This window comes from Micromonospora sp. CNZ299 (assembly GCF_002754415.1).
Window position 1 is genome coordinate 48217 of record NZ_PEFG01000001.1, and the last position, 24507, is coordinate 72723.

General features: G+C 72.0%; 20 protein-coding genes. 8 read left to right on the plus strand and 12 right to left on the minus strand.

The genetic code is table 11. From position 1 onward, the window contains the following. Nucleotides 1-7 precede the first annotated feature (7 nt). Nucleotides 8-1684 (minus strand): energy-dependent translational throttle protein EttA, encoded by a 1677-nt coding sequence (gene ettA / locus CLT68_RS00275; RefSeq protein WP_099856650.1) that lies wholly within the window; start codon nucleotides 1682-1684, stop codon nucleotides 8-10. A gap of 210 nt (nucleotides 1685-1894) precedes the next feature. Here ettA and CLT68_RS00280 point away from each other — a divergent pair, with 210 nt between their 5' ends. The 4 genes from CLT68_RS00280 (at nucleotide 1895) to otsB (ending at nucleotide 6717) form a co-directional block, all read left to right on the plus strand. Further along, on the plus strand, nucleotides 1895-2179 hold the full coding sequence (locus CLT68_RS00280; RefSeq protein WP_099848009.1) for a hypothetical protein: 285 nt from the start codon (nucleotides 1895-1897) through the stop codon (nucleotides 2177-2179). Next, on the plus strand, nucleotides 2176-2568 hold the full coding sequence (locus tag CLT68_RS00285) for a hypothetical protein (RefSeq protein WP_099848011.1): 393 nt from the start codon (nucleotides 2176-2178) through the stop codon (nucleotides 2566-2568). Before CLT68_RS00280 ends, CLT68_RS00285 begins: the two co-directional genes overlap by 4 nt. A 142-nt stretch (nucleotides 2569-2710) precedes the next feature. Then, nucleotides 2711-4111 carry an alpha,alpha-trehalose-phosphate synthase (UDP-forming) gene (locus CLT68_RS00290; RefSeq protein ID WP_088949790.1) on the plus strand — a complete coding sequence of 467 codons (1401 nt, stop codon included), beginning with the start codon at nucleotides 2711-2713 and terminating at the stop codon, nucleotides 4109-4111. A 26-nt stretch (nucleotides 4112-4137) separates the two neighbouring features. Continuing rightward, complete coding sequence (otsB, locus tag CLT68_RS00295; protein ID WP_099848013.1) at nucleotides 4138-6717, plus strand: trehalose-phosphatase; 2580 nt, start codon at nucleotides 4138-4140, stop codon at nucleotides 6715-6717. A 217-nt stretch (nucleotides 6718-6934) separates the two neighbouring features. Here otsB and cobA read toward each other — a convergent pair whose 3' ends face one another. The 3 genes from cobA to cobC are packed head-to-tail and all read right to left on the minus strand — an operon-like array spanning nucleotide 6935 to nucleotide 10420. Beyond that, nucleotides 6935-8164: a uroporphyrinogen-III C-methyltransferase gene (gene cobA, locus CLT68_RS00300; protein ID WP_099848015.1), complete on the minus strand. Its 1230-nt coding sequence runs from the start codon at nucleotides 8162-8164 to the stop codon at nucleotides 6935-6937. Nucleotides 8165-8204: 40 nt separating this feature from the next. Beyond that, entirely contained in the window at nucleotides 8205-9335 is a 1131-nt protein-coding gene (locus tag CLT68_RS00305) for a nicotinate-nucleotide--dimethylbenzimidazole phosphoribosyltransferase (protein WP_099848017.1), read from the minus strand. Continuing rightward, the gene (cobC, locus tag CLT68_RS00310) at nucleotides 9335-10420 is read right to left on the minus strand and encodes an Rv2231c family histidinol phosphate aminotransferase CobC (protein ID WP_099848019.1); all 1086 of its coding nucleotides are present in this window, start codon (nucleotides 10418-10420) and stop codon (nucleotides 9335-9337) included. Before cobC ends, CLT68_RS00305 begins: the two co-directional genes overlap by 1 nt. A gap of 121 nt (nucleotides 10421-10541) precedes the next feature. On the opposite strand from cobC, the gene CLT68_RS00315 reads away from it, so the two are divergent. After that, nucleotides 10542-12674, plus strand: coding sequence for a transglycosylase domain-containing protein (locus CLT68_RS00315; RefSeq protein WP_099848021.1), 2133 nt, complete (start codon nucleotides 10542-10544; stop codon nucleotides 12672-12674). A gap of 12 nt (nucleotides 12675-12686) precedes the next feature. Here the strand turns inward: CLT68_RS00315 and CLT68_RS00320 are convergent, their stop codons facing one another. Together CLT68_RS00320 and CLT68_RS00325 are read right to left on the minus strand one after the other, a co-directional pair. Beyond that, nucleotides 12687-13256, minus strand: coding sequence for a GNAT family N-acetyltransferase (locus tag CLT68_RS00320; protein ID WP_099848023.1), 570 nt, complete (start codon nucleotides 13254-13256; stop codon nucleotides 12687-12689). Then, the gene (locus CLT68_RS00325) at nucleotides 13253-14653 is read right to left on the minus strand and encodes a cobyrinic acid a,c-diamide synthase CobB (RefSeq protein ID WP_099848025.1); all 1401 of its coding nucleotides are present in this window, start codon (nucleotides 14651-14653) and stop codon (nucleotides 13253-13255) included. The genes CLT68_RS00320 and CLT68_RS00325 overlap by 4 nt, the downstream gene beginning before the upstream one ends. 183 nt (nucleotides 14654-14836) lie before the next feature. Between CLT68_RS00325 and CLT68_RS00330 the strand changes: the two genes are divergently transcribed. Both CLT68_RS00330 and CLT68_RS00335 read left to right on the plus strand, forming a co-directional pair. Next, nucleotides 14837-15658: an SURF1 family cytochrome oxidase biogenesis protein gene (locus CLT68_RS00330; protein WP_099856652.1), complete on the plus strand. Its 822-nt coding sequence runs from the start codon at nucleotides 14837-14839 to the stop codon at nucleotides 15656-15658. A 120-nt stretch (nucleotides 15659-15778) separates the two neighbouring features. Further along, nucleotides 15779-16537, plus strand: a complete 759-nt coding sequence (locus CLT68_RS00335; RefSeq protein ID WP_099848027.1) for a hypothetical protein — start codon at nucleotides 15779-15781, stop codon at nucleotides 16535-16537. 19 nt (nucleotides 16538-16556) lie between these two features. Here CLT68_RS00335 and CLT68_RS00340 read toward each other — a convergent pair whose 3' ends face one another. The 5 genes from CLT68_RS00340 to CLT68_RS00360 form a co-directional block, all read right to left on the minus strand. Next, nucleotides 16557-18149 (minus strand): ATP-dependent DNA ligase, encoded by a 1593-nt coding sequence (locus CLT68_RS00340; protein WP_247671502.1) that lies wholly within the window; start codon nucleotides 18147-18149, stop codon nucleotides 16557-16559. Nucleotides 18150-18233: 84 nt separating this feature from the next. Then, complete coding sequence (locus tag CLT68_RS00345) at nucleotides 18234-18440, minus strand: hypothetical protein (RefSeq protein ID WP_030333429.1); 207 nt, start codon at nucleotides 18438-18440, stop codon at nucleotides 18234-18236. Between the two features lie 77 nt (nucleotides 18441-18517). Then, entirely contained in the window at nucleotides 18518-19861 is a 1344-nt protein-coding gene (locus CLT68_RS00350) for a dipeptidase (protein ID WP_199177193.1), read from the minus strand. Between the two features lie 36 nt (nucleotides 19862-19897). Beyond that, a complete protein-coding gene (locus CLT68_RS00355; RefSeq protein ID WP_099848029.1) occupies nucleotides 19898-21043 on the minus strand; it encodes a M48 family metallopeptidase in 1146 nt (381 codons plus the stop codon). 130 nt (nucleotides 21044-21173) lie between these two features. Then, entirely contained in the window at nucleotides 21174-21848 is a 675-nt protein-coding gene (locus CLT68_RS00360; protein WP_486482407.1) for a uridine kinase family protein, read from the minus strand. 388 nt (nucleotides 21849-22236) lie between these two features. Between CLT68_RS00360 and CLT68_RS00365 the strand changes: the two genes are divergently transcribed. After that, nucleotides 22237-22638 carry a rhodanese-like domain-containing protein gene (locus CLT68_RS00365; protein ID WP_088949799.1) on the plus strand — a complete coding sequence of 134 codons (402 nt, stop codon included), beginning with the start codon at nucleotides 22237-22239 and terminating at the stop codon, nucleotides 22636-22638. A gap of 223 nt (nucleotides 22639-22861) precedes the next feature. Here the strand turns inward: CLT68_RS00365 and CLT68_RS00370 are convergent, their stop codons facing one another. After that, complete coding sequence (locus tag CLT68_RS00370; RefSeq protein ID WP_099848033.1) at nucleotides 22862-24421, minus strand: cobyric acid synthase; 1560 nt, start codon at nucleotides 24419-24421, stop codon at nucleotides 22862-22864. Nucleotides 24422-24507 lie beyond the last annotated feature (86 nt).

Consider the following 24507-nt stretch of genomic DNA (forward strand, 5'->3'; position numbering starts at 1 on the left):
GCCCCGGTCAGTCGCGGGTCAGCTTGCGGTAGGTCACCCGGTGCGGCCGGGCAGCCTCCGCGCCGAGGCGGTCGATCTTGTTCTTCTCGTACGCCTCGAAGTTGCCCTCGAACCAGAACCACCGGGTCGGGTCCTGGTCGTCGCCCTCCCAGGCCAGGATGTGCGTGGCGACGCGGTCCAGGAACATCCGGTCGTGCGAGATGACCACGGCGCAGCCGGGGAACTCCAGCAGCGCGTTCTCCAGGCTGGACAGCGTCTCCACGTCCAGGTCGTTCGTCGGCTCGTCGAGCAGGATGACGTTGCCGCCGATCTTGAGCGTCAGCGCCAGGTTGAGCCGGTTGCGCTCACCGCCGGAGAGCACCTTCGTCGGCTTCTGCTGATCCGGTCCCTTGAAGCCGAACGCGGCGATGTACGCCCGCGACGGCATCTCGACCTTGCCCACCATCAGGTAGTCCAGCCCGTCGGAGACGACCTCCCAGACGGTCTTGTCGCCGTTGAGGCCTTCGCGGTTCTGGTCGACGTACGACAGCGAGACGGTGGGGCCGACCCGGACCTGGCCGCCGGTCGGCTCCTCCAGCCCGACGATGGTCTTGAACAGGGTGGTCTTGCCGACGCCGTTGGGGCCGATGATGCCGACGATGCCATTGCGCGGCAGCGAGAACGACAGGTTGTCGATCAGCAGCCGGTCGCCGAAGCCCTTGCTGAGGTTGACCGCCTCGATCACCGTGCTGCCCAGACGCGGGCCCGGCGGGATCTGGATCTCCTCGAAGTCGAGCTTGCGGGTCTTCTCCGCCTCGTTGGCCATCTCGTCGTACCGGTCCAGGCGGGCCTTGGACTTGGTCTGGCGGGCCTTGGCGTTGGAGCGGACCCACTCCAGTTCCTCGGTGAGGCGCTTCTTCATCTTGGCGTCGCGGCGACCCTCGACGGCCAGGCGGGCGGCCTTCTTCTCCAGGTAGGTGGAGTAGTTGCCCTCGTAACCGATGGCCCGGCCGCGGTCCAGCTCCAGGATCCAGCCGGCCACGTTGTCGAGGAAGTACCGGTCGTGGGTGATCGCCATGACGGTGCCGGCGTACTTGGCGAGGTGCTGCTCCAGCCAGGAGACGCTCTCCGCGTCCAGGTGGTTGGTGGGCTCGTCGAGCAGCAACAGGTCGGGCGCTTCCAGCAGCAGCTTGCAGAGCGCGACGCGGCGGCGCTCACCACCGGAGAGCTGGGTCACGTCGGCGTCCGGCGGGGGGCAGCGCAGCGCGTCCATGGCCAGTTCGAGCTTGGAGTCGACGTCCCAGGCGTCGAGGTGGTCCAGCTCCTCCTGGAGCTTGCCCATCTCCTCCATCAGCTCGTCGGAGTAGTCGGTCGCCATCTGCTCGGCGATCTTGTTGAAGCGCTCCAGCTTGGCCTTGGTCTCGGCGACCGCCTCTTCGACGTTGCCGAGCACGGTCTTGGCCTCGTTGAGCGGGGGCTCCTGGGCGAGCATGCCGACGGTGTAGCCGGGCATCAGCCGGGCCTCGCCGTTGCTCGGCTTGTCCAACCCTGCCATGATCTTGAGGAGGCTGGACTTACCGGCGCCGTTCGGACCGAGCACACCGATCTTGGCTCCCGGCAGGAAGCTCAACGTCACGTTGTCGAGCACGACCTTGTCGCCGTGCGCCTTGCGGGCCTTTTCCAGGACGTAGATGTACTGGGCCACGGTGCGGGCTACCTCCGTCGGTTGCTGTCGCTGATCGGCGGCGCGGGCGCGGGCTGCGAAGACCGCCCGCCGCCGCCGGCCGGTGACCGGCCGCGCGCACGCCATCGTCAATCCTGACAGGTACGACGCGGTTCGCCCACATCACCCCGCCTCAGGAGTACGCGGACGAGCCTCCTTGCGAGAGCCGGTAAGGCAAATTACGGTTTCGGTATGACCAAGAAGATCACGATCAGCCTGCCCGATGATCTTGCCGACCGGCTGACTGAGGAGCCGAACGCCTCCGCCTATGTCGCGGAGTCCCTCCGACGGCGAGTGGCCGGGGAGAAGACGCGTGAGATCCTTCGGCGGGTCGGTTTCGAGATCACTGATGAGGGCGTGGCGGGGGTACACGCCGAGATGGAGCAGTTGAGGGCGAGCATCACCCCCGAACTGCGCGAACAGGCGGCCCAACTCCAGGCCGAGGTCTTGGCGGCACGCGCGAGAGCCAGCCGGTGACGGGCTACGGCTTGGCGCTGGATGCGACCGCCCTGCTGGCCTATTCGTCATCGTCACGGGATGTCGGTCACCGCATCGCGGAAGCCGCTGACTATGGCGTGCACGTGCTGGTGCCGGCACTCTGCCTCGTCCGCGCGCACCAGGAGGCCACTCCCGGCCAGTGGGAGATGCTCGAAGTGCTCGCCGCGTTGCCGCACATCCGGGTCACCCCGGTCGAGCCGAACATGTGCTCGTTTCTCGGCGGATGGTCACGCCGAATGGCCGGGAACACGGACCTGGCCCAGCTGGCGATGGACGCTGCCGCCCACCCCCTCGTACCGATCATGACGGATCGGCGGGAGTTGCTCGGCGAGGTACTGCCCAAGGAATGGCCGATCATCGACCTCTGATCCACGGTCTGTCGACAAGATCACCTCTAGGATTCGGTCCGACCGAGGCGGGTAGGAGACTCCGGCACGGGGCACCAGACGCCGCAGCTACGCTCAGTACGCTCATCGCGGTGGACCCGTCAGTACCCGGAGGTGGCCGATCGTGACCGTCCGAAGCTCCTTTGTCGTAGTGGCGAACCGTCTGCCGGTCGACGAGGTGAGCACACCCGAGGGGCGGCAGTGGCGACGTAGCCCCGGTGGGCTGGTCACCGCGCTGCATCCCGTGCTCGCCGAACACCAGGGCACCTGGGTCGGCTGGGCTGGTGGCACCGGCGCGGCTCCCGAGCCGTTCGACCTGGAGGGGATCCGGCTGCATCCGGTCCCGCTCAGCGCCGAGGAGCTGGAGCGCTACTACGAGGGCCAGTCCAACGCGACGATCTGGCCGCTCTACCACGACGCGGTCGAGACGCCGGCCTACAAGCGCCGGTGGCGGGAGGCGTACCGCCTGGTCAACGCGCGGTTCGCGGAGGCCGCGGCGGACGTCGCGGCCGAGGGTGCCACGGTCTGGGTGCAGGACTACCAGTTGCAGTTGGTCCCGGCGATGCTCCGTGAGCTACGTCCGGACCTGCGGATCGGGTTCTTCCTGCACATCCCGTTCCCGCCGATCGAGCTGTTCATGCAGATGCCGTTCCGCACCGAGATCCTGCGCGGTCTGCTCGGCGCCGACCTGGTCGGTTTCCAGCAGCGGCTGGCCGCGCAGAACTTCGTCCGGCTGGCCCGGCACCTGCTCGGGCTGCGCTACGAAGGGCAGATGATCCAGGTCGAAGGTCGGCAGGTGAAGGCGGGCGCCTTCCCCATCTCGATCGACACCCAGGAAATGGAGCGGATGGCCGCCGACCCGGCGATCCAGGCCCGGGCGAAGCAGATCCGTGCCGAGTTGGGCGACCCGAAGACGATAATCCTCGGCGTCGACCGGCTGGATTACACCAAGGGCATCGAGTTGCGACTCAAGGCCTTCCGCGAGCTCCTTGCTGACGGAAAGTTGACAGTCCCCGACGCGGTTATGGTGCAGGTGGCCACGCCCAGCCGAGAGCGCGTCGAGCACTACCAGGCACTACGGGTCAAGGTGGAGCGCGAGGTTGGTCGGATTAATGGCGAATTCGGCCGGGTCGGCGTGCCGGCGGTGCATTACCTGCATCAGTCGTACAGTCGCAGTGAACTCGCCGCGATGTACGTCGCCGCTGATGTGATGATGGTGACACCGCTGCGAGACGGAATGAATCTGGTAGCCAAGGAGTACGTCGCGTCTCGCGCCGACCAGGGTGGCGCGCTCGTGCTCAGTGAATTCGCCGGCGCCGCAACGGAGCTGCGCCAGGCCTTTTTGTGTAACCCGCACGACCCGGACGCGGTCAAGGACGCCCTGCTCCGGGCAGTGCACGTGGAGAAAACCGAGGCACGCCGCCGGATGCGGACAATGCAACGTCACCTGCGTACCCACGACGTGGGCCACTGGGCCAAGTCTTTCCTCTCCGAGCTTGGAGTTTCCGAGGCGGAGGCCGAGTGAACACGACCGTCAACGATGGAGCGGCGATGGCCACCGGGGTGATGGACCCCGAGCTGCGCTCCGCCATCGGCCGGATCGCCCGGGTTCCCCAGCTCCTGGTCGCCTGCGACTATGACGGCACACTGGCGCCGATCGTGGAGGACCCGAGCACGGCCGTCCCGCTGCCCGAGTCGGTCGCTGCGGTCCGCGCGCTCGCCGCGCTGCCGCAGACCACCGTGGCGGTCGTCTCCGGCCGGGCGCTGCGCGACCTGGCCGCGCTGTCCCGACTGCCCAGCGAGGTGCACCTCGTCGGCAGCCACGGCTCCGAGTTCGACATCGGCTTCGTCGAGCGACTCTCCCCCGAGCTGGTCGCGGTGCGTCAGCAGGTGCGCAACGCGCTGCGTGACATCGCCTCAGCGCACCCGGGCATCCGGCTGGAACGCAAGCCGGCCAGCGTCGCCGTGCACACCCGAGGGGTCGACCCGGAGGTCGCCGCAGCCGCCATCGAGGCGGTCCGCAACGGCCCGGCGACCTTCGACGGCGTCACCGTGACCCAGGGCAAGGAGGTCATCGAGCTCTCCGTCGTGGCCACCCACAAGGGCACCGCACTCGACCAGCTGCGGACCCAGCTCGCCTCCAGCGCGGTGCTGTTCATCGGTGACGACATCACCGACGAGAACGGGTTCGCGCACCTGCACGGTCCCGACCTCGGCATCAAGATCGGCCCCGGGGACACCCAGGCCAGCTACCGGGTCGCCGACCCGCTGGAGGCCGCCCGCGCGCTGGCGCTGCTGCTGGAGACCCGGCGACACTGGCTGTTCGGCGAGCGGGCGGTGCCGATCGAGCGGCACTCCATGCTGGCCAACGGTCGTACCGTCGCTCTGCTCACCCCCGAAGCCAAGGTGAGCTGGCTCTGCCACCCCAAGCCGGACTCGGCGGCGATCTTCGCCGACCTGGTGGGTGGCAGCCCGGCCGGTCACTTCAGCGTCGCCCCGGAACGCGGCGGCATCCCGCTGGGCCAGCGCTACCGCTCCGGCACGATGACAGTGGAGACCCGGTGGTCCGGGCTCACCGTCACCGACTGGCTGGACAAGCCGGCCCGGGAGACCACTCCGGACGACAGCCCCGCGGTCATCACCGGCGACTCGACCCTGATCCGGGTGCTCACCGGCAGCGGCAAGGCCCGGGTGGAGTTCGCGCCGAGGCCCGAGTTCGGTCAGGTCGCCGTGCAGTTGCAGCCGATCGGCGACGGCCTGCTGGTGCTCGGCTCCAACGAGCCGGTAGCGCTCTACGCCCCCGGCGTGGAGTGGGAGGTCGGCAACGACGGCGGGTACGAGACCGCCAAGGCGATCGTCGACCTCTCCGCCGCTGGCGGGCAGGTAGTGCTGGAGTTGCGCTTCGGCACGCACAGCCTTGAGCACCACCGGGTGCCGATCCACGAGCGGCAGGCCGCCGCCGAGCAGCCGTGGAAGGACTGGGTGGCCTCACTTCGGCTGCCGTCCACCAGTCGCGACCTGGTCGCCCGCAGCGCGCTCACCCTCCGTGGGCTCTGCCACGAGGCCACCGGCTCGATCCTGGCCGCGGCGACCACCTCGCTCCCCGAAGAGCTGGGCGGCGTCCGCAACTGGGACTACCGCTACTGCTGGCTGCGCGACGCGGCGCTGACCGCCCGCGCGCTGGTCGACCTCGGTTCCATCGAGGAAGCCGAGGCACTGCTGCGCTGGGTGGACGGCTGCATCGAGCGCACCGGCGGCCACCCGGAACGCCTGCACCCGCTCTACACCATCGACGGGTACGAGCTGGGCGCCGAAGCGGTCATCGACACGCTGCCCGGCTATGCCGGCTCCCGGCCGGTCCGCGTCGGCAACCTCGCCAACCACCAGTTGCAGCTGGACGTCTTCGGCCCGATCGCCGACCTGATCGCGGCCGTCGCCGACGCGCGCGGCTCGGTCCGCGACGACGAGTGGCGGGTCCTGGAGAACATGGTCGAGGCGGTTCGTCGCCGCTGGCACGAGCCCGACCACGGCATCTGGGAAGCCCGGCTGCCACCACGGCACCACGTGTTCTCCAAGGTGATGTGCTGGATGACCGTGGACCGCGCCCTGCACGTGATGCGGGAGCACGGCGGCGAGGACCGGCCCGAGTGGAAGGACCTGCGCGACCGGATCGGCTCCAACGTGCTGGAGCACGGCTGGCACGCCGACGTCGAGGCGTACAGCGTCGCGTACGGCGACGAGGACATGGACGCCTCGTCGCTCTGGATCGGGCTCTCCGGCCTGCTTGCCGGTGACGACCCGCGCTTCCTGTCCACCGTCCTGCGCATCGAGGCGGATCTGCGCAGCGGCCCGGTCGTCTACCGCTACCACTGGGACGACGGCCTGCCCGGCCGCGAGGGCGGTTTCCACATCTGCACGGCGTGGCTGATCGAGGCGTACCTACGCACCGGTCGCCGCACCGACGCCGAGGAGCTGTTCGCGCAGATGGTGCTCACCGCGGGCCCGACCGGGCTGCTCCCCGAGCAGTACGACCCGCTCGCCGAGCGCGGCCTGGGCAACCACCCCCAGGCGTACAGCCACCTCGGGCTGATTCGCTGCGCGCTGTTGCTGGACAACATGCTCAAGCAGTAGTTCGACAGCACGTAGGACGGGCCGGAGCGCTAGCGCTCCGGCCCGTCGCACTATCCGGAACGCGCAGTCCAGGCCCTGGTCGATCATGCAGTTATGGTGCCCAGTTTTGAGCCATAAAGGCTACTTTGTCACCCACCACAACTCCATGATCGACGGAGTGGGAGTGGAGGGCGGGGGGCGGGGGCGGGGGCGGGGGCGGGGGGCTCGCAGCCCGGGCTCATCCGTCGAGGGCGCCCACCACGTCGCCCACCACGACTATGGCGGGTGGGCGAATGTCGGCGGCGAGTGCGTCGGCGGCCACCGCGTCGAGCGTCGACCGCAGCACCCGCTGGGCACCTGTGGTGGCCTCCTGGACGACGGCGGCCGGCGTCTGTGGCGACCGGCCGTGCGCGATCAGGGTGGCCGTGATGGCGGCGAGGTTCTTCAACCCCATCAGGATCACCAGGGTGCCGCGCAGACCCGCGAGGGCGTCCCAGCGCACCAGCGAAGCTGGCGAGTCGGGCGCCAGGTGCCCGGAGACCACTGTGAACTCGTGCGCCACCCCACGATGGGTGACCGGGATGCCGGCCGCGGCCGGCGCGGCGATCGAGCTGGTCACCCCCGGCACGACGGTCACCGGCACGCCGGCCTCCGCGCAGGCCAGCAGTTCCTCGCCGCCCCGCCCGAAGACGTACGGGTCACCGCCCTTGAGCCGCACCACGAAGGCACCGGCCAGGGCGCGGTCGACCAAGATCTGGTTGATCTCCTCCTGCGCCCGGGACGGGCCGTAGGGGATCTTCGAGGCGTCCACCAGCTCGACGTCGGGGCGCAACTCGTCGAGGAGCAGCCCCGGCACCAGGCGGTCGGCGACCACCACGTCCGCCTCGGTGAGCAACCGCCAGCCCTTCACGGTGATCAGCTCCGGGTCCCCTGGCCCTGCCCCGACCAGCGCCACCCGCCCGGCGGTCGTCCCGGTGGAAGCGTCGGAACGGCCGGCGGTGCCGTCCGGTGCCAGGCGGACGGCGAGGAGGTCGCGGATCGCGTCGCGGACCGTCATCGCCCGGCGCGGGTCGCCGCCGCCGAGCACCGCCACGGTGACCGGGCCGTGCCGGGTCACCGCCGGGGTCCAGGCGGTGGCGGCCGTGCGGTCGTCGGCCCGGACGCAGAAGATCCGCCGCTCGGCGGCGACGGCGCTCACCGAGGCCGCCGCCAGCGGGTCGTCGATCGCGACCTGGACCAGCCACGCGCCGTCCAGGTCCTCGGGCACGAACCGGCGCGGCACCCAGTGCAACCGTCCCGCGTCGACCCGGGCGCGCAACGCCGGGGTCAGCTCCGGTGCCACCAGCAGGACGTCCGCACCGGCGTCCAGCAGCGCGGGCACGCGCCGGGTGGCGACCGCGCCACCGCCCACCACGACCACCCGCCGCCCGTCGAGCCGCAGACCCAGGGGGTACGGATTGGAGGTCACGCCGCACCACCGGCGCGGGCGACTCGCTCGCTGCGTGTGGTCACTTCTCGGCCACGCCAGCGGAGTCGAAGGTGGCTACCTCGTGCAGCACCCGGACGGCACCGGTGACCACGGGCAACGCCAGCAGCGCGCCGGTGCCCTCGCCGAGGCGCAGCCCCAGGTCGATCAGCGGGTCGAGGCCGAGGTGTCGCAGTGCCACAGTGGCGCCGGGCTCGGCCGAACGGTGACCGGCGACCATGGCACCGACCGCCGCCGGGGCGAACGCGGCGGCGGCCAGCGCGGCCGAGACCGCGATCACGCCGTCCAGCAGCACTGGCGTACGGCGGGCCGCGGCACCCAGGATCAGCCCGGCCAGCGCGGCATGCTCCAGGCCACCGACGGCGGCCAGCACACCCAGCGGGTCGGCCGGGTCGGGCGAGTGCCGGGCCAGCGCGGAGCGCACCACGGCGACCTTGTGGGCGTACGTCGGGTCGTCGATCCCGGTGCCCCGGCCGGTGGCGTCGAGCGGGTCGGCACCGGTGAAGGCGGCGATCAGCGCGGCGGCCGGGGTGGTGTTGCCGATGCCCATGTCACCGGTGAGCAGGATGCCGGCCCCGGCGTCGATCAGCTCGTCGGCGATCCGGATGCCGGTCTGCACCGCCCCCAGCGCTTCGTCCCGGGTCAGCGCGGCGGTCACCGTGAAGTCGCGGGTGCCCCGGCGGACGGACGCGACAACCAGTCGGGGCACCGCCGGGTCGAGCACCGCCGGCTCGGACCCAGCCGGCTCGGGCCCAGCCGAATCGGGCCCAGCCGGATCGGCGATCGGTCCGGTGGGCAGCGGGGTGGCCACACCGACGTCGACAACGGTGACCGACGCGCCGGCCTGTCGGGCGAACGCGTTGACCACCGCCCCGCCGGCCAGGAAGTTGCCGATCATCTGCCCGGTGACCTCCTGCGGCCACGGGCTGACCCCCTGGGCGTGCACCCCGTGGTCGCCGGCGAAGATCGCCACGGCGGCCGGCTCGGGCAGCGGCGGTGGGCAGGCCCCGGCCAGCCCGGCGAGGCGTACCGAAAGATCCTCCAGAGCGCCCAGCGAGCCCGCCGGCTTGGTCAGCCGGCCGTGCAGCTCGCGGGCGGCGGCCATGGCCGCTTCGTCCGCCGGTCGGATCGCCGCGATCGTGGTCTCCAGCATCATGCCTCCATGGTCTCGCGCAGCACCTCGATGAACGCGTCGGTGGTGTTACGGTCGCGCACCGCCACCCGCAGCCAGTCCGGGCCGAGGCCGGGAAACGTGTCGCCTCGGCGTACCGCCCAGCCCCGCTCCCGCAGCGCGGCTCGGATCGCGCTCGCGCCCGGCAGGTACAGCAGGACGAACGCGCTGGCGGGGCGGCCGACAACGCGTACACCGGGCAGGTCGGTCAGGCGGGCGACCAGGTGGTCGCGGTCGGCGGCGAGGTCGGCGGCGATCGCGCGTTCGGCCTGGACCGCGACGGCGGTGGCGCAGGCGGACGCGGCGGCCAGCGCGGGTGTGGAGACGGCCCAGAGCGGCTGGACGGCGGCCAGCCGGGTCAGCAGCTCCGGAGCGCCGAGCAGGTAGCCGATCCGGAGACCGGCCAGGCCCCAGGTCTTGGTGAGGCTGCGCAGGACGAGCAACCCCGGAAGGTCGCGCCGCTCGGCCAGCGACTCCGGTTCGCCGGGATGGCCGGGGGCGATGGTGGTGTCGGCGAACGCCTCGTCGACCACCAGCACCCGGCCGGGGCGGGCCAGCGTGGCCAGCGTCTGCGCCGGGTGCAGCACCGAGGTGGGGTTCGTCGGGTTGCCGATCATCACCAGGTCAGCGTCGGCGGGCACCCGGGACGGGTCGAGCCGGAAGTCGTCGGCGGGGTCCAGCAGCACCCGCTCGACCGGGTGCCCGGCGGCCCGCAGCGCCGCCTCCGGCTCGGTGAACTGGGGGTGCACCACCACCGGTCGGCGCACCCCGCGCAGCGCCTGGGCGATCAGCACGAAGCCCTCGGCCGCGCCTGTGGTGAGCAGCACCTCGTTCGGGTGACGGCGGTGGCGGGCGGCGACCGCCGCCCGGGCCGCCGTCGGGTCCGGATAGCGCGCCAGGTCGGTCAGGGTCGCGGCGATCGGGCCGGCCAGCCAGGCGGGAGGCGCTGCCTGGCGGACGTTGACGGCGAGGTCGATCAGGCCTTCGGTCGCCTCCGCGTCGCCGTGGTGCGCGAGGTCCGGCTCGGCCCCGGCGGTCGGGGCCATCCCACTCGGCTGATCAGACATGTCCGCGATCCTGCCGGGAAGGTGGCCGGTGGGACAGCCGATCTCGGCGTAAGCCACGTCACCACCCGCCGGTTTAAGAGTTCTTCTCAGGTACGAATCGGAAATGTCATAACTTGGCCATGTGAGTAACCGACCCCTTGCTGCCGCTGGTCGACTCGTCCCTCTACTTCGTGCCGGACTGATCGCCGGAATCGTGATCGCCGCCGCCGCGTACCCACTGGTCGCCGTCACCGGGCTCGGCGCGAAGGCCACCGCGCACGCCACGGAGCAGAAGACCAGACTGCTGACCACCGCGCTGCCCGCCGAGACCTCGTACGTCTACGCCCCGGACGGCAAGACCGTGCTGACCATGTTCTACGAGGAGTACCGGCAGTACACCAAGCTGTCGGACATGTCGCCGAACATCCAGCAGGCGATCGTCGCCGCCGAGGACTCACGGTTCTACCAGCACCACGGCGTCGACCCGAAGGGCGTCGCCCGTGCCTTCGTGTCCAATGCCCGCTCCAGCGGCGTCTCCCAGGGTGCGTCGACACTGACCATGCAGTACGTCCGGATGGCCCTGCGGGACAGCGCGACCACGCCCAAGGAGGTCCAGGACGCCACCCAGCAGACCAGCCTTCGCAAGGTCAAGGAGATGCGGATGGCGCTGGACCTGGAGAAGGAGATGAGCAAGGAGCTGATCATGGAGCGTTACCTGAACTCGGCGTACTTCGGGCACCGGGCGTACGGCATCTACGCGGCCAGCGAGATCTTCTTCTCCAAGACCCCGAAAAACCTCACCCCGGTCGAGGCCGCCACCCTCGCCGGGCTGGTCAAGTCCCCGTCGGAGTACGACCCGGCCGACTCCGACCAGAAGGAGGCCACCGGGCGACGTAACTACGTGCTGGACCGGATGAGCCAGCTCGGTTACCTCTCCCCCGACTCGGCCGCCGCCGCCAGGTCCGAGCCGATCCGGCTGAAGCTGACGACCCCGCCGCACGACTGTGCCGCGGTGGCGGAGAAGTACAACAGCTGGGGCTTCGCCTGCGACTACCTGAAGAACTGGTGGAGCGCGCAGCCCGCGTTCGGGGCGAACCGGCTGGAACGCATGGACAAGCTGCGCCGGGGCGGCTACCGGATCGTGCTCAGCATCGACCCGAAGATCCAGGAGGCGGCGGAGAAGAACGTCGGTTCCAAGGAGGCCACCGGCAGCCCGTTCGCCAACGGAATCGTGGTCTCCGAGCCGGGCACCGGGCGGGTCAAGGCGATGGCGGTGAACCGGACGTACTCGCTGGACCTCAGCGAGAACCCGCAGAGTTCCAATCCCGAGGCCGGGCCGAAGGTGAAGGCCAACTACCCGAACACTGTGGCGCCGCTGCTCGGCGGCGGTGACCTGGCGGGCTACCAGGCCGGGTCGACGTTCAAGATGTTCCCGATGCTGGCCGCGCTGGACTCGGGGATGACCCTCAACACCTCGTTCAACGCCCCCCACCGCTACCGGTCGACCGTCTACGACGGGTGGTCACCCTCCAACGCCAGCGGCGCGATGACCGGCCAACAGACCATGTGGTCCGGTTTCGGCAAATCGGTCAACACGTACTTCGTCTGGCTGGAGGAGAAGGTCGGCGCGGACCGGGCGGTCCGGTTGGCCGAGCAGCTCGGGCTGCGGTGGCGCACCGACGTCGACCGGGACCACGCGTCCCCGGAGAAGGCGAAGAAGTGGGGCGCGTTCACCCTGGGTGTCTCCGACGCCACCCCGCTGGAGATGGCGAACGCCTACGCCGCCATCGCCGCCGACGGTCGCTACTGCGAGGCGATCCCGGTGCAGTCGATCATGAACCGGGATGGCACGCCGACCACGTACGCCACCCCGGGCGGCATCCATCGTGAGGTGGCCAAGCCCCGCTGCCGGCAGGTGGTCAGCGCGGACGCCGCTCGGGCGGCCACCGACGCGGCCCGCTGCCCCACCGGCGACACCCCGGCGCGCGGGAGCTGCGGCGGCTGGTCCACCGCCGACAGCGTGCGGGGCACAGTCGGACGCCCGGTGGCAGGCAAGACCGGTACCACCGACAGCACGCGATCCGCCTGGTTCGTCGGCTACACACCGGAGTTGGCCGCGGCGAGCTTCATCTCCGACCCGGACAACCCGTTCAATGCGGTCGGTGACGGGCAGTCCCAGATCCCGATCAAGGCGGTGTCGGAGACGCTGCGCGACGGCCTGAAGGGCACACCGACCCGCCAGTTCACCCCACCGTCGGACGCGATCGTCGGCTGACCAGCCGGCGGGTCAGCGCAGGTCGGCGGCGACGAACGACCAGAGTTCGAGATCCACCCGGCCGCCGCCGACCAGCCCGGCATTGCGCAGCAGGCCCTCGTAGCTGAACCCCGCCTTCTCGGCGACCCGGCGCGAGGCCAGGTTGCCGGGTGCCACCCGCAGCTCGACCCGTTGGAAGCCGTGCTCCAGGATCAGCGCGATGGCCACCGCGTCGACGGCCTCGGCGGCGAAGCCGAAGCCCCGCGCGTGTGGTGCCATCGCGTAGGAGACCTCGGTGAGACGGGCACCCCAGTCGGTGCGCCGCGTCCACAGCGAGCCCACCACCTGGTCGTCCTCGCGTCGGACCACCGCATAGTGGTCACCCTCGCCGCTGTCCCGCCGCTGCCGGGCCAGCTCCGTGCACCAGGCGTGCCCGTCGATCGGGCCGGAGTCGTCGGGCAACGGCAGCCAGCGCCGGGTCAACTTGTCGGCGAAGACCTCCCCGGCCGCCTCCGCGTCCGCCGAGGTGAGTCGCCGCACCTCCGTACGCGGGGTGGAGACGGTCAACGCCGGGAATCGGCGCACCGCCACCTGACCGATCACGCCGGCACCCCGCCGGGCTGCGCCGGCACCGCCTCGTTCGTCGGCTCGGCCGCCGCAGCGACCAACCGGGCCGCCGTCGCCGGATGACCGGCCCAGTGCAGGGTGAGCTGCGAGGCGTGCACGTTGCGCCAGACGAACCCCTCCGGCGTGCCGCCCTCCCAGCTCCACGCCGGGCGCTGACCAGCGCGGGGGGTGAGCACCGCACGGTGCGCCTTGTGGCCGACCAGCACCGTGCCCTGGGCGGCGACCACGCTGTCGGTCTGGGCGGTCGCCTCCCGGTAGCCGGCCACCAGACCGTCCCGGCTGACGCCGATCGCGTCCAGGACACCGCACATCGGCAGCCCGTCCAACTCCCGGGCCAACCAGAGCAGCCCGGCGCCCTCGGCGACCACCGGACGCCCGGTCCGCGCCAGCTCGGCCACCGCGATGCAGAGCCGCCGGTTGGCCGACAACTGCTCGGCGTACGCCTCGGGCAGCGCGCCACCGATGACCAGCGCGCGGGTGCCCACCGGCAGTGCTTCGTCGCGCAGCGGATCGACGGTGACGATCTCGGCGCCGGCGGCGCGCAGCAACTCGGCGGTCTCCGGGTGGCTGAAGCTGCCGCCCGGCCCGCCGGCCAGCGCCACCAGAGGGCGGTCCGCCGGGGCGGTGAACGCGCCGAGGGCCTCCTCGGGAGACCAGGCGGGGGCGGGCAGCTCTGGGGCGGAGCGGGCCAGCCCGAGCAGTCGTTCCAGGTCGACAGTGGCGGCGACGGCCTCGCCCAGTCGACGGACCGCGCGGACGGCGTCGGCGGAGCCGTCGACCACCGGCGCCACACCGTGCCGCCGCGACGGCAGCACCGCCGGCAGGTCCTGGCGACGCAACGCACCGTAGACCGGCACACCCACGTCGTCCAACGCCTCGCGCAGCATCGCCTCGTGCCGCGACGACGCCACCCGGTTGAGGATCACCCCGCCGAGCCACAACTGTTCGTCGTACGAGCGGAAACCGTGCACCAGGGCCGCCACCGACTGACCCATCGCGGCCACGTCGACGACGAGCACCACCGGGCTGCGCAGCGCCGCGGCCGCGGCGGCCGTCGACTCCTGCTCCGGGCGGCCACCGACCGCGTCGTACAGGCCCATGCTGCCCTGCACGACGGCGAGCCCGGCACCGGCGGCACCGTGCGCCACCAGCGGGGCGAGCCGGTCCATGCCGACCAGCCGAGGATCGATCACCCGACCCGGCCGACCGGAGGCGAGGCCCAGGTAGGCGGCATCGACGTGGTCCGGACCGAGCTTGAACCCGGCGACGTCCACCCCCCGCTCGGCGAGCGCGGCGAGCAGCCCGATCGCCAGCGCATTCTTACCGTGCCCGGAGGACGGTGCGCTGAGCACCAGGCGCGGCACGACGGTCATCATCGACTCCTCGCGAGCGGTGGCGGGTACGCGACGGGACGACCGGGGCCGATCCGTCGGCGTGACGATACCCGTACGGCTGGAGACGTGAGCACCGCCAACCGGGGCCACCGGACCGGTTCCTGGCACGGCTCCGGCCCGGTCCAGGTCAGTGGCGCCGGTCATACGAGTAGCCTCGGTGCCGTGTACCGGTTCCTGCTGAGCCCACGCTGGCTGGGCGCTCTCGCGCTGACCCTGGTTGCCGCCGCCGTCATGGTGTTCCTCGGCAACTGGCAGCTGGACCGCTACCGGGGGCGTACCGAGGTCAACGAGCGGATCGACGCGGGCCAGCGGATGACCCCGACGCCTCTGGCCGAAGCGTTGCGTGCTCCCAGCGGCGGCGCGGGCACGACAGGCCCGGCCCCCGCCGAGGACAAGGTCTGGACACGGGTGACAGTCACCGGCCGGTACGACCCGACGAACACCGTGCTGGTCCGTGGTCGGACGGTGGACAGCCGGGTCGGCTTCGAGGTGCTCACCCCGCTGGTGCTCGCGGACGGCACGGCGCTGCTGGTGGACCGGGGCTGGATCCCGCCGGCGCCGGGTGGGGCGACCGCCCAGCCGCAGGTGCCGGCCGTTCCGACCGGTGATGTGACAGTAGTCGGTCGTGTGCACGAGACCGAGAGCGGCGCCGGCGCGGTGGCGCGGCGCGACGGGCGGCTGGAGATCCGACGGATCGGGGTGTCACGCCTGGCCGGCGAACTGCCCTACCCGGTCTACGGCGCCTATCTGCTGCTCGACGAGCAGACCCCGGCGGCCGACCCGGTGTTCAAGGCGGTGCCGGTCGGGCACGCCAACAACTGGCAGAACTTCGGATACGTCGTGCAGTGGTGGCTCTTCGCGGTGATGGCCCTGTTCGGCTACGGCTGGGTGGCCCGCCGCGAGGCACGCCGCGCCGCCGGCCTCGGCACCACCCCGGCTCCGCTGGACCGGGCGGCCGAGCCAACACCGAGCGCGTCCGCCTGACCGGCCCGGCCCGACCCGGTCCGTTCCGTTCCGGTGACTCACCCGGACGCTCGGGGGCACCGGGGACACCACGGCAGCCGGTAGTCTCCGCCGGGTGTTCACCTCACGTTGGGGGTCCCGATGAGCGTGGATCCCACGGCACCGCTGCCCGAGCCCGCTCCGGAGACCCGGGCGCACCCGCCGATCGACCCGTGGGCCGCCGAACCACCGACCGCGCCACTGCCGACGACGGCGCCGCCGGCCGCTGCGGCTTCCGGCCTACCGCCGACGACACCGTTCCCGGTCACGCCGGCACCAGCGCAGTTCTCCGGGCCTCCGGCACAGTTCTCGGCACCACCCGCGCAGTTCTCCGCACCGCCCGCTCCCTTCTCCGGGCCGCCGTCCCAGCCGGCCGGGGCATGGGGACCGGCCCAGCCGGCCGAGGGATGGACGCCGGCCCAGCCGGCCGGGGCATGGCCGGCGGTCGGGCCGTACCCTCCGACCCCGAAGGCGGTGCCCCCGGCCCTGGCCGGCTACGCCAGCGGGCCGGAGGTGGTCGCGGTGCAGATCGCCGAGATCGCGGTCAGCCCGCCCGTCATCCGTACGCCGGCCGGGGTGCTGCCGCTGGCCGGGGCGACCTGGCACGTGGCCGACTACTGGCAGCGCGAGGAGAAGGTGGCGACCTGGGCGCTGATCTGCGCCATCGTCGGCTTCTTCTGCCTGTTCGTCTTGAGTTTGCTCTTCCTGCTGGTCAAGGAGACCCGGCACCACGGCACCGTGCAGGTGACGGTGACCAACGGCGCGCAGCAGTACGTGGCGCGGATCCCGGTCGCCGATCAGACTCAGGTGGCGCACATCAACAACCAGGTGAACTACGCGAGGTCTCTGTCCAGCAGGTGACCCGGGCCGGTGCGGCCGGTCAACCGGCGGGACGACCGGCGTGGATGGCGCGGACGGCGTCGATGGTGTCCGCCTCGGCGGCGGACTTGTCGTCGCGATACCGCACCACCCGGGCGAACCGCAGCGCCATCCCCCCGGGATAGCGGGAGCTGGTCTGCACCCCGTCGAAAGCGATCTCCACCACCTGCTCGGGCCGGACCCGGACCACCCAGTCGCCGCGCTCGACCGCGAGGTCGAGGAACCGCTCGGTCTGCCACCGCAGCAGCTCGTCGGTGAGCCCCTTGAACGTCTTGCCGAGCATGACGAAGTCGCCGGTGTGCGGATCGCGCGCGCCCAGGTGCAGGTTGGACAACCAACCCTTGCGCCGGCCACTGCCCCACTCGACGGCGAGCACCACCAGGTCGAGGGTGTGCCGGGGCTTGACCTTGACCCAGGCGGCACCGCGCCGGCCGGCGTCGTAGGGGGCGTCCGGTGCCTTGACCACCACGCCCTCCTGCCCGGCGTCCAGCGCGGCAGCGAACGCGGCGGCGGCCTGCTCGGGCCCGTCGACCTCCATCCGACCGACCAGCAGCGACGAGTCGACCGCGCCGGCGAGGGCGGCCCACCGCTCCCGGCCGGGCAGGTCGATCAGGTCCTCGCCGTCGAGGTGCAGCAGATCGAAGAAATACGGAGTGAGCACTGTCGCGCCGGTGCTGGCGGCTGCCGCGAGCACCGCCGGGGCGACCGGAGTGCGGCCGGTGGTGCTGGGGGTGGTGCGTCGGGCGGCCCGACTGGAGGTCTGCTGGAACGGCAACGGACGGCCCGTCTCGTCCAGGCCGATCGCCTCGCCGTCGAGCACCAACTCGCGGCCCGGCAGGGCCCGGACCGCGGCGACCACCTCCGGAACCCGGGCGGTGATCTCGTCGAGGCTGCGGGTGAAGACGGCGATGTCGGCGCCCGAACGGTGCACCTGGATGCGGATGCCGTCGAGCTTCACGTCGACCACCGCCGGCGTGCCGGTCGCGGCGAGTGCCTCGTCGACAGAGGGGGCGCTCTGCGCCAGCATCGGCGCCAGCGGCCGGCCGACCTGAAGGCCGAACCCGGCCAACTCGGCGGCCCCGCCGGACAACGCGGCCACCGCCACGGCACGCAGGTCACCGGCGAGCAGCAGGGCCCGTCGGACCGTCGCCACCGGCACCTCGGCGGCCCGGGCGACCGCGTCGGCGAGCAACCCCGCCTGGGCGCCCTGGCGCAGCTCGCCGCTGAACAGGCCGGTGAGCAGACGCTGCTCCTCGGCGGTCGCCGCCGCGTAGAGGGCACCGAGCAACGCCCGCCGGCGGGCCTGCGAACCCGTGCCCGCCACGGCGGCGATCTGCTCGATGGCCGCGTCCACGGACGCCACCGTCAACGTCGGCTCGGCGGCCGGTGGCGGCAGGTCACGCAGGCTCGCGTAGCCCACCCCGGTCTGTCGTTGGCGCAGCTCACCGGCGAGATAGCCAGCACCGGGCTCGACCTCGCCCGGGTCGAGCCGGCGCAACGCGTCAGCGAGCAGCTCCACCTTGGCCCGCCGGCCGCTGGTGGCGCTGACGGCAGCGGAGGTGGCTGCCAGGTCGAGGAACCGCACGCAGCTCATCCTGCCAGTCACCTCCGACACCGCCCGGGCATTGCCGTGCCCGGGCGGTGTCGGCAGGTTGCCGCCCACCAACGCGGACGACGATCAGGCGGAGACGGGCTCCTCGATGCGCAACCCCCGGGCACGGACCTCGCCAGCGACACGGGAGAGCACCGAGTCGAGGGCGACCAGTGCGGCGGAGAGCTCACCGAGCTGTTCGTTGAGCGTGTCCTCGGACCACGCGGAGACGTCGACGTCCCCCAGCGCGCTGACAGCGGCCCCCAACCGGGCCATCACCTCGTTCGTACTCATGTACGAAAGGCTATAACAGCTGACCATCCGACACGCCGTAAACTCCCAGATCAGGCCCGAAATCGCCGTTCCGTGACCTAACTACGCGCAGCGGCGACATTGCCGAGCAGCAACGCCTCGGCGAGGCAGACCTTGGCGAACTCACCCAGGTGCAGACTCTCGTTCGGGCCGTGCGCGCGGGCGTGCGGGTCCTCCACACCGGTCACGAGGATCGCCGCATCCGGGAACATCTCCTGGAAGGTGGCGATGAACGGGATCGAACCGCCGATGCCGACGTCCACCGGGTCGGTGCCGTCCCAGGCAGCCCGGAAGGCCGACCGGGCGGCGTCGAACATCGGCCCGGACGCGTCGATCACGCACGGGTTGCCGTCGTGCTCCAGGCTGACGGTCACCTGGGCACCCCACGGAGCGTGCTTCTCCAGGTGCGCGCGAATCGCCGCGTACGCCCGCTTGGGGTCGTCGCCGGGAGCGAGACGGACGTTGAGCTTCGCCTTCGCGGCCGGGACCAGGGCGTTCGGCGCCTCGCTGGTGGACGGCGCGTCGATGCCGAGCACCGCCACCGCGGGCTTGGTCCAGAGCCGGTCGGTGATCCGGCCGGTGCCGATGAACTGGACGCCGTCGGCCAGCCCGGCCTCGTTCCGGATCCGGTCCTCGGGGTAGTCGACGGTGGCGCCCTCCCGGCCGACCAGCCCTTCCACCGCCACGTCGCCGGCGTCGTCGTGCAGCGTCGACAGCAGGCGGACCAGCGCGGTGAGCGCGTCCGGCACGGCACCGCCGAACATGCCGCTGTGCACCGCGTGGTCCAGCGTGCGCACCTCGACGAAACAGTTGACGACGCCGCGCAGCGAGGTGGTCAACGCCGGTACGCCGATGTCCCAGTTGCCGGAGTCAGCGATCACGATGACGTCCGAGGTGATCTCGTCGCGGTGCTCGATCAGCAGCTGCTCCAGCGAGTCGGAGCCGTACTCCTCCTCGCCCTCGATGAAGAGCACCACACCGACCGGCAGCGCGTCCCCGTATGCCCGCAGCGCCGCGACGTGCGCCATGATGCCGGCCTTGTCGTCAGCCGCGCCCCGGGCGTAGAGCCGGCCGTCACGCTCCACCGGCTCGAACGGGTCGGACTCCCACAGCGACCGGTCGCCGACCGGCTGCACGTCGTGGTGGGCGTAGAGCAGCACGGTGGGCGCACCGGGCGGGGCCGCCCGACGGCCGATCACCGCGGGCTGACCGCCGGAACGCACGATGTCGACGTCCAGGCCGCAGCCGCGCAGCAGTTCGGCGACCGCCTCGGCGGAACGTTCCACGTGTGAGTGGTCGAAGCCCTCGAAGGCGATGCCGGGGATGCGGACGAGACGTTCCAGGTCGGCGCGTACGCCGGGCATCTCCCGCTCGACGGCGGCCCGCACCTCGGACTCGGACATGATCGGTGAGGTCATGACCGGCATCGTATGCCGGCCTTACCCCGACGTGCCGGCCGAGCCCGTACCGTCACCGCCGCCCGCCGGCCCGGTGCCCGCCCGCGCGCCGGGTGCGGCCCGGCCGGCGCGCTGGGCGCGGCCGGCTGCCTCGGTGGCGGCGTCCATCCAGGAGCGGGCCCGACCGGCGGTGCCTCCGACCCACTCGCCGACGTCGCTGGCGCCGTCGCCGAGCCGGCGCAGCAACCCGACCAGCGGGTCGGTGGACCGGCTGAACTCCTCCCGGTACGACTCTGCAGCGGCCTTGATCTCCTCCGACACGCTGGTCGAGCTGTCGTCGTCGCGGCGCGGGTAGTCACCGGCCAGCACCCGCCCGTACGCCCCGGAGTCGATCCACTGGCGGAGCTGCGCCGCCCGGGCCACCGGGGCCGGATGGGTGCTCCACGCCGTCATCCTGATCTTGTGCAGGCTGTCGCGAAGGTCGCCGCCGCCGGCGTACTCGGCGGCCTGCTCCAGGAACGCGGCGGTGTCGATCTGGGACAGGTCACCGCCGCCCGCGAGCTTCATGAGCAGACGCAGCGCGGCCGCCGGGTCCTGCCCGGCGAGCAGACCGGCCCGGTCGGCGGACAACTCGGCCTTGCGCCACCACTCCAGCATCGCCGCGATGATCGCCCGCAGCGCGATCGCTCCCACCGGCAACCAGCTCAGGTTGGCCGCCCACCGGGTGAGGATCATGAGCATCGTCTTGTAGACCGCGTGCCCACTGCCCACGTGCCCCAGCTCGTGGCCGAGCAGGCAGCGCAGCTCGTCCTCGTCGAGGTGCTGCACGCAGGCGGAGTTCAGCACGATGAACGGCCGTTCCAGGCCCACGGCCTCGGCGCCCAACCAGGGCGACTGGGTCACGTACAGCTCGGGCAGTTCCGCCACGTCGAGCGCCGCCGCGGCCTCGGCGTAGCGCTGCCACACCGCCGGGTACTGCCGGTGGTCGACCCGGATCCCCGAGGCGAGCACGGACAGCCGGAAACCACGCTCGTTCCACATGCCGAAGAACGACCGCACCACGTCGTCGAACCCGCGCAGCTCCCGCAGGGCGACCAGAGCGCCCCGGTCGGCCGGATGCTCCCAGGCCCGCGAGCTGATGCCGGTGAGGGTGATCCGGCGCCGCGCGGGCGTGTCCGTTGCCGACATGATGAGTCCCCCGATCGCCGCGCCCTGGATGCTTCGCGTCGTGCCGTTGGCCGCCGTCCCGCCCAGTGCCCTGCCGGTGGCGGCCCTCTCGCATCGTGCCGTAGCCGCTGGCGGACGTCCATGCCCCCGCTCAACCGATGCGAAGGTAGTACCGGTCCGAGTCGTGCGGCAGCGTCGGCGCGCCATCCACCAGCAGGTCCGCGTGGTTGGCCGTGTCGTCGGCCGCGAAGTGCGTCTGCTCACCGGCGTGCCAGCGACGCAGCTCGGGCAGGATCTCCGGCCCGTCCCGGGCGACCGCGCGCTCCAACCGCAACGAGCCAGGCGCGGTGACGAACACGGCCAGGGTCAGCTCCGGCCGGACGACCGCACGGGCCGCGGTGACCCCCTCCAACACCAGCACCGGCGCGACCGGAACCGGAACCGGCCGCGGCAGGAAGCTCTGCCGCACCCAGCTGTAGCGCCGATAGGCGCCGGGCCTCCCCTCCCGCAGCGGACCGAGCACCCCCTCCTCGAGACGGGGCCAGAAGGTGACCTGGTCGTCCCAACCGTCGAGCAGGTCGTCGGTGTGCACCACGGGCGGCCGGCCGCCGGGCAGCGCCGCCAGGGCATCCGCGAGGCGCTCGGCGAACCGGCTCTTGCCCGCGCCACTCGGCCCGTCGACCGCGACCAGCCGGGTCCGCCCCAACCGCGCCGGGCCCGCGAGCACCCGACGGGCCAGTTCGGCGTACGCCTCGACCACTGCCACTGACGACCTACCAGTCCGACGACCGGTCGGTCCCCCGACGTCATCGGTCGTTCCGGTGATGTCCACGGCCCTCCGCTGCGGTGCCGGCCGGGTGGCCTCGGGACTCCGCGCGGCCTCGCAGTGGTGCCGGCCGTGCGGCCTCGGGGTCAGCCCAGCCTCGCGTGGTGCATGACCGAAAGTATGCCGCCGGAGCCGCCCGCCCGGGTGATCGACTCCGATTCATTGAAATAGGGGTATCCCGGTCGACCAGATACCGCGATTTCCGGAAAGCCGAGTGGATCACGCCGCATCAGCGGCCTGGCCGGGCCGGCTGACACGTCCGACTGACCATCCCTGGCCGGCCGTCGTCACGTCCGGGGGAATTGGGGCGGCCACGGGTGACGGGCGGCCCGTTCGCCGCCCCGGGGTGCCACCGAATCGGCATCATCGGGTGGTGCTCCGAGATGTGATGAGCCCCGGTATCGACGCCCTGCTCGAACAGGCCCGTGCCGGGCTGCACCGACTGACTCCGCAGCAGACCGTCGAGGCGGTCCGCGGCGGTGCGCTGCTGGTCGACACCCGCACCGATCTGCAACGCCGCGAACAGGGCGACCTGCCGGGCGCGGTCGTCATCGACCGTACCGTGCTGGAATGGCGGCTCGATCCGGCCAGCGCCTGGCGGATCCCGGAGGCCACCGGGTACGACCGGGAGATCGTGCTGGTGTGCCGACAGGGCTACAGCTCCAGCCTGGCCGCCGCCAGTTTGCAGACCCTCGGGCTGCGTCGGGCCACCGACATGATCGGCGGCGTCGACGCCTGGCTCGCCGCCGGCCTGCCGACAACCGACCGCCCCGCCGACATCCGCCCCTAGTCCTCCCTCACCCCGCCCAGGCGCACCACCGGGCGCCGCCGCGCACTGCGCACCGGCCGCACGGGCCCCGTCCCGCCCCACCCCGCCCTCGCCCCGTCGATCATGGAATTGTGGTGGGGGATGAAAGGGGTCAGTCGGAGCACAACGGGCACCACAAGTGCATGATCGACCGCGGCCAGGGAGTCCGCGGCGGACGGAGGTGCGCCGCCGTGGAGGCTGGGGGCTAGTTCTGAGGCGGCGTGGTGGTTGGTGGGGGGCCGGGTGGGATGAAGGGGAGGCCCGCCGGTGGCCCGGTTTCGATGAGACGCCAGAGGGCGTCGGTGTCCAGGTGTTCCTCGACGAGGTCACCGAGCAGATCGAGCGAGCGTTCCCGGGCGGCGGCGAAGCTGGTGGCCGGTGCGACCCGGAAGCCGGTACGGCCGGCCAGGCGAGCCGTCTCGGTGAGGAACCACCGACGGAACCCGTCGGACTCGAACGCCCCGTGCCAGTGCGTGCCGTGCACCGCGCCGAGTACGGCTCCCTCGCCGACACCGTCGTCGCCGGTCAGCAGCGGGGCCAGGGTGGGGTCGGTGTGCGAGACGTACCCGTGGTGGATCTCGTAGCCGCGCACCGGAAGGCCACCGTGGGCGGTGCCCACCGACTGTCGGACGGTCTTGCGTGGATCGAACGTGATCTCGATGGGTAGCAGGCCCAGCCCCGGCACGCTGCCCTGCCGGCTCTCCACCGGGTCATGGATGGCGCGGCCGAGCATCTGGAAGCCGCCGCAGAGGCCGAGCAGTGGCTTGCCGGCCGCCACGTGTGCGGCAACCGCGTCGGCGAGGCCCGTTTCGCGCAGCCAGGCGAGGTCGGCGACGGTTGACTTGGAGCCGGGGAGGACAACCAGGTCGGCGGCGGCCAGCTCGGCTGGTTCGATGGTGAGGCGTACGCGGACACCCGGCTCGGTGGCCAGCGCCTCCACGTCGGTGGCATTGCTGACCCGAGGCAGGCGGACGACGGCCACGTCCAGCCATTCGGTGCCGTGCGGGGCGGCGGGGCGGCCGAGCACACGGCCGTAGGCGAGTGAGTCCTCCGCGTCGAGCCACAGGTCCAGTGCCCAGGGCAGCACCCCGTACGTGGGACGGCCGGTGACGTGACGCAGCATGTCCAGCCCCGGCTGGAGCAGCCCGAGGTCACCTCGGAACTTGTTGATCACGAAGCCGGCGATCAGGGCCTGGTCGGCAGGGTCGAGCAGCGCCACGGTGCCGAACATCGAGGCGAAGACGCCACCCCGGTCGATGTCGCCGACCACGATGGTGGGCAGGTTGGCGTGCCGGGCCAGCCCCATGTTGACGTAGTCACCAGCCCGCAGGTTGATCTCGGCAGGGCTGCCGGCACCCTCGCAGATCACCGCGTCGTACGTCTCCCGCAGCTCGGCCAGCGCCGCGTACGCGGTCTCGGCGAGCCGGGGACGCAGGTGCCGGAACGTGCCGGCGGTGATGGTGTCGACGGCCTCGCCGAGCAGCACCACCTGACTCGCCAGGTCACTGCCCGGCTTGAGCAGCACCGGGTTGAACCGCAGATCGGGCGCGAGCCCACAGGCTGCGGCCTGCATGGCCTGGGCTCGTCCGATCTCGCCGCCACGCCCGTCCGGCCCGACGACCACCGCGGAGTTGTTCGACATGTTCTGCGCCTTGTACGGCGCCACCTTCACGCCCTGCCGGTGCAGCCACCGGCAGATCCCGGCGGTGAGCACGCTCTTGCCGGCGTCGGAGGTCGTGCCGGCGACCAGCAGTCCGCCGCTCACCGCCCGCTCCCCCGCCAGGCACCAACGATTCCGCCCGCTCCGACGGACCCGCCCGCACCGACGGCCCCGCCCTCGCCGACAGCCCG